Here is a 3,247-nt window from a genome sequence, read left to right as displayed (position 1 = left end):
TATTGAGTTGAGCATACTTTCACTTAACAGTGGCAAACGTATGGTTCAGCAGACACTGTATCTTTTGCCTCGTATTAACTGGAACGAATTGGTTGAAGAGCTGCAGAGACAGGATATTTCTTTACCGTTTTCTCTCAATGACAGTGGCGCTGAAAAGCGTAACTATGTGTTGATCATTGACGAGATTAACCGGGGCAATATTTCACGGATATTCGGTGAACTGATCACCTTGCTGGAACCGGATAAGCGCAAAGGTGGTGCTGATGAGCGTTCCGTGATACTGCCTTACTCCAAAGACTCATTTTCGGTGCCGGATAATCTCTATGTTTTAGGCACCATGAATACCGCAGATAAATCCCTTGCGCAGCTGGATCTGGCATTGCGCCGCCGCTTTGAATTTGTCGAACAAATGCCAGAGCCTAAATTGCTGGCTGGCGTGTCGGTGCATGGTGTGGATATCGCAGAGTTAATGGATGTGCTTAATCAGCGTATTGAGGTGCTGCTTGATCGGGATCACATGCTGGGGCATGCCTACTTCTGGCCGTTAAAAACAGCTGAATCCGATGAACAAAGAGAACAGTTGTTGGCGGATATCTTCGCCAAACGCATTATTCCTTTGCTGCAGGAATATTTCTTTGCTGATTGGGAGCGGATCGGTTGGGTATTGAATGACTCACAAAAGCCACCAGCAGCGCGCTTTATCGAATTGACGAATGTCGGTCGTTCTATGGCTGATCTCTTCCCGCAGGATGTTGCTGAACAAATAAGCGATCGTCGCTATCGCATTAATCCGAATGCTTTCACTGATCCTGCCGCATACCGGGGTATTCTGCCGGGTGGCGGAGCGTAAAGCTGATGATTCAGGTACGGGAGTTCGCCCGGCTGACGACGGATCATAGCGCTGCGCAGTCGCTCGATTGCGGTGTGGTGAGTGCGGCGACCTTCGCCTGGTTACAGGATATAGCAGCAGAATGGAAGAAGTCAGAGCCGGTTGCTCTGATCGATGGGCATCGTTCGTTAAAGCTGGGCAGTTATGTCGGCTTTTTGCAGAGCCCGGCTGGGGAGTCGATAGAAATCCTGCCGAAAACCCGCTTAGGAGAGGAAGATCCGCTGGCTGCCAGACGTATTCTGCAGCGTATGTTGTTGGCCTCTTTGGGAATTAAACCACGTAGTGCAGGTGCCGCTGAGTTATTGCGTATTCGGGAGCCACTGCACGAGTGGATCTTCAGCCAGTTTCTGGCAGAGCTTCAGGGGCTGGTAAAAAGAGGTCTGCGTTTTGACTATCAACGCGTCGATGAAGAAAGCCGTTTTATTCGTGGCCAGCTACGTATCGACCAGCAACAGCGACAACCGCCAGGACGGCAGCACTTGTTTCATATCCGCCATGACATCTATACCGCTGACAGGCTGGAAAACCGCTTGCTGAAGACAGCACTGAGTTATGTTCTGTCGAACTGTAAAAGTGGTGAGAACTGGCGACTGGCAAATGAGCTGATGCATTTGATGGCGGAGATACCCAAAGAACCCGATCCTCTGAGAGCAATAAGTCGCTGGCAAAGCGGCAAGCTGATGCAGATGTATGACGAAGTTCGCCCATGGTGTGAATTGATTCTGGAAAAGTTAAATCCTAATTTTCAGAAGGGCTTACATCGAGGCATCGCGTTGCTGTTTCCGATGGAGCAGCTGTTTGAAAAATACGTTGAGGTTTGTCTGCGACGTGGATTACCACCAGGCAGCCGTTTAAAAGCTCAGGCAAGTTCAGAGTACCTGCTGCAGCACCGCCCGCAAGGCAGCGATATAACATCCCGGATGTTTCAGCTTAAGCCAGACCTGATGCTGCAGACCGCTTTGGGCAATCAGGTTCTGGATACAAAATGGAAGCTCCTGGAAGAAAGTGCCTGGACGGCAGATAAAAAATACAACATCGCCCAGGCGGATCTGTATCAGATGTTTGCCTACGGCCATAAGTATCAGAATGGTAACGGTCATATGATGTTGATTTACCCGTGCCACGAAAGCTTCAACGCTCCACTTCCGGTATTCTGGTATTCAGACTTGTTGGCGCTTTGGGTTGTTCCTTTTTCTCTTGAATCAAACAGCCTGATCGGTGGAAAGTGGGGATCATTCTTTGAAATTCACAGTCAAGAAACTATGCGCAAGGATGTAATTGCTAATGGATAGAGTTAACGCCCCAAAATTCCAGGAAGAATACAGTGCTAAGCTTCCCGCTTTGGCGTTACTGAAGAATCTTGGCTGGTCGTTTTTATCACCAGAGCAGGCGCTTACTGCTCGTGGTGGTAAATATGATCAGGTGGTGTTACGTGATGTGTTGCGGGCAGAACTTGAAAAGCGTCGTTTTGTGTTTGCCGGTAGAGAGCACGCCTTGTCGGCTAAGTCGATTGATAACCTGATCGCTGAAGTGTGTAGTCCAGCACTGAACGAAGGACTACTTAATGCCAACGAGAAGATGTACAACCATCTGATGTACGGCATCTCTGTCACGGAATTTATCGACGGCAAAAAAGCTAACCCGACGGTAGCGCTGATCGACTGGCAGAGTCTTGATAACAACAGTTTTACCTTCACTGAAGAATTTACGGTAACTCGTTCTGGAGGCGTGGAGAACAGGCGCCCCGACATCGTCTGCTTCGTGAACGGCATTCCGCTGGTGGTGATTGAGGCCAAACGTCCGGATGGAGATAAAAAAGGCCCAACGGTGGCTGAAGGTATTTCCCAGTGCCTGCGAAACCAGCGCCCGGATGAAATCCCGCACCTGTTCGCCTACAGCCAGTTGCTACTGTCGATCAATGGCTACGAAGGTCGCTATGGTACCTGTGGCACACCCGCTAAGTTTTGGGCCGCATGGCGCGAGGAAGTACTGACTGAACCTGAAAAGTTTACCCTCAAGAATCACAAACTGACGGGACTGCAGCTGGATCAGTTGTTTGGTCACCGCAAAGTAGCTGACCGCGAATGGTATGAGGGCTTAATTGCCGCTGGCGAGTTGGCCGTTACCGGGCAGGATGAGCTGCTGATCAGCCTGCTGAGCCCTCAGCGTTTGTTTGAGATGGTGCGCTACTTCACTCTGTTCGACAAAAAGGTTGGCAAGGTGGTGGCCCGTTATCAGCAGGTGTTTGGTATCAAGGCGCTGATTGATCGCATTAATGCCCGCAAGCCATCAGGTGGCCGCGAAGGGGGTGTTATCTGGCATACCACCGGGTCGGGCAAGTCGCTGACCATGGTATTC

Annotated in this window: 3 protein-coding genes; all 3 read left to right on the top strand. The window is 50.2% G+C overall.

Translation table 11 applies throughout. The annotated features are described in order from the left end of the window. Positions 1–850: AAA family ATPase (locus tag B2Z72_RS10065; RefSeq protein ID WP_297004707.1), on the top strand; the 850-nt coding region annotated here is incomplete at its 5' end. 5 nt (positions 851–855) lie between these two features. After that, on the top strand, positions 856–2,181 hold the full coding sequence (locus tag B2Z72_RS10060) for an McrC family protein (protein WP_296981767.1): 1,326 nt from the start codon (positions 856–858) through the stop codon (positions 2,179–2,181). Continuing rightward, positions 2,174–3,247: type I restriction endonuclease (locus tag B2Z72_RS10055; protein WP_297004704.1), on the top strand; the 1,074-nt coding region annotated here is incomplete at its 3' end. The genes B2Z72_RS10060 and B2Z72_RS10055, both read left to right, overlap by 8 nt.

This window comes from Thalassolituus sp. UBA6592 (assembly GCF_002433655.1).
Taxonomy (GTDB): Bacteria; Pseudomonadota; Gammaproteobacteria; order Pseudomonadales; family Oceanobacteraceae; genus Venatoribacter.
This window is presented reverse-complemented; position numbering and strand designations above follow the sequence as displayed.

Excerpts from the sequence above, each read along its gene's own strand:
- B2Z72_RS10060 (WP_296981767.1), top strand. The coding sequence starts at position 856 with ATGATTCAGGTACGGGAGTTCGCCCGGCTGACGACGGATCATAGCGCT.